Annotated in this window: 3 protein-coding genes and 1 pseudogene; 1 reads left to right on the forward strand and 3 read right to left on the reverse strand. The window is 62.8% G+C overall.

Features of this window, described 5'->3' with window-relative positions; translation table 11 throughout:
- The coding region (locus EN884_RS34130; protein WP_128361047.1) for an FAD-dependent oxidoreductase at positions 1-210 on the reverse strand (210 nt) is incomplete at its 3' end.
- A gap of 141 nt (positions 211-351) precedes the next feature.
- On the opposite strand from EN884_RS34130, the gene EN884_RS34135 reads away from it, so the two are divergent.
- The gene (locus EN884_RS34135; RefSeq protein WP_024504026.1) at positions 352-1,149 is read left to right on the forward strand and encodes a lytic transglycosylase domain-containing protein; all 798 of its coding nucleotides are present in this window, start codon (positions 352-354) and stop codon (positions 1,147-1,149) included.
- Positions 1,150-1,221: 72 nt separating this feature from the next.
- On the opposite strand, the gene EN884_RS34140 is transcribed toward EN884_RS34135, so the two are convergent.
- Together EN884_RS34140 and EN884_RS34145 are read right to left on the reverse strand one after the other, a co-directional pair.
- A complete protein-coding gene (locus tag EN884_RS34140) occupies positions 1,222-1,743 on the reverse strand; it encodes a hypothetical protein (RefSeq protein ID WP_027162880.1) in 522 nt (173 codons plus the stop codon).
- Positions 1,744-1,748: 5 nt separating this feature from the next.
- A pseudogene (locus tag EN884_RS34145) lies at positions 1,749-2,115 on the reverse strand (argininosuccinate synthase domain-containing protein); the annotation flags it as partial.

Raw genomic sequence — 2,115 nt, forward strand, 5'->3', positions numbered from 1 at the left:
GGGAAAATAGGGATTGCGGTCGGCGGCATGCAGCCAGGCGCAGCCGATGTCGAAAGGCACGCCGAAATGCTGGTCGCTGGTCCAGGCTCGCCCGCCGATTCGGTCCATCGCTTCGAGCAGCGTGAAGGAAAGCCCCGCCGCCTGCAGGGTTTTGGCAGCGGCAAGACCCGCCGAGCCGGCGCCGATGATGACGACATCAACGTCTTGCATGCAGCCCCCTTGCCACAATAATCACTTGATCCTAGGCAAATTCCACGGCATTCGCCAGCATTGCAGCGGTGACAGTGACAAGTGCGCGTTTCGCTGGCAAGTTCGCAATTGGGACGTGATTCAGGCAACCAGGAGATCAACATGGCAATTCTTGCCAAGGGAAAGATGTTTGCAGCGGCCGCGATGGCGGTGCTTGCGCTGGCGACGGGCGCACAGGCAGCGGCCAGCTGCGGCAAGACCGGCGCCGGCTTCGAGGCCTGGAAGCAGGACTTTGCCGCGCAGGCCAGGTCGGAAGGTGTGGGCGCCAAGGGGCTGGCCGCTCTGGCCGGGGCGAACTACGCGACAAAGACCATCTCCGTCGACCGCGGCATTCACAAGGCCTTCAGCGGCTCGGTGGACGATTTCATGCGGCGGCGCGGCGGCGCGGCGATTATCTCCAAGGGCCGGTCGCTGAAAAAGTCGAATGCGGCGCTGTTCTCCAAGATCGAAGCGAATTACGGCGTGTCGCCGGGCGTGTTGCTGGCCATCTGGGGTATGGAAACCGGCTTCGGTTCGGCCATGGGCAACCAGAACACCGTCTCTGCGATTTTGACGCTTGCCTATGATTGCCGCCGCCCGGGGTTCTTCTACCCGCATGCGATCGCCGCCCTGAAGCTGGTCGATCGCGGGGCGTTGACAGCCTCGTCGGTCGGGGCCGCGCATGGCGAGATCGGACACACGCAGTTCCTGCCAGGAAACGTCCTGAAATATGGCGTCGGCGGCGGAAACCTGCGCGACAAGGGCACGGCGCTGGCTTCCACTGCCAACTTCCTCAAGGGCCATGGCTGGCGGGCAGGTGCGAGCGCGAGTGCGAATATGGGCGCGATTGCCGGCTGGAATTCCGCGAGCGTCTATCAGCAGGCCATCGCCCGCATTGCCACGGCGATCGACGGCGATTGACGGAACATGCACCGGGCAGAAGGCCCCGGCCATTTTTGACTTGATCGAAAACCCGGCGTGAATGCCGGGTTTTTATTTGATTTCGAGCGTGTAGGAGCAGCCGGCCAGGGTCTTGCCGGGATGGGACTCGACGGTCGAGACGTTGAGCTTGACGTCGGTGGAGAAGGTCAATCCTTCCGACTCTTCGGTGCTTTGGACAACGACCTTTTCGCCAAGGAATTTTTGCGGCGTGGAAAACACGGCCATGACGTCGAGTTCTTTTGCAAGCTCCGGCGCGGCAACGCCGTCGAGCACGGCCATCGGCCCCGCAGCGGTAAACACGATCGATCCTGTCTCGCGGTTGAACACGCGGATTTTGGCCGGCAGTTCGTATTGGCTGAGAAACGGATTGGCGGAGGCAACCTCCTTCCAGCCAAGCGTTTCAACGGCACCCGGTGCGCTGGACAGCCACAGGGCAAAGTCGTTGTAAGTCGGAACGTCCGCCCTGCACTCGATCAGCGCGGGAAGGTCAAGAGAGGCGGGGTCGAACTCCTGGCCGGCGGCCGGCGTCGCCAGAACAACCAGCGGCGCCAGGCAGCGACCGAAACCGCGCATCCGCCCTACTTGGCGCGGTTGCGCGCTGCCAGCGTTCTCAGCCGCAGTGCATTGAGGCGGATGAAGCCGGCGGCGTCCTTCTGGTCATAGGCGCCACGGTCATCCTCGAAAGTGACCAGCGCATCGGAGTAAAGCGTCTTCTTCGACTTGCGGCCGGTGACCATGACGTTGCCCTTGTAGAGCTTGAGCCGCACCGTGCCCTCGACGTCTTCCTGGCTCTTGTCGATCATCGCCTGCAGCATCAGCCGTTCGGGCGCAAACCAGAAGCCGTTATAGATCAGCTCGGCGTAACGCGGCATGAACTCGTCCTTGAGGTGGGCCGCACCTCGGTCGAGCGTGATCGATTCGATGGCCCGGTGGGCGGCGATCAGG

The organism is Mesorhizobium sp. M7A.F.Ca.AU.001.01.1.1, from assembly GCF_004022735.1.
Classification (GTDB): Bacteria; Pseudomonadota; Alphaproteobacteria; order Rhizobiales; family Rhizobiaceae; genus Mesorhizobium; species Mesorhizobium ciceri.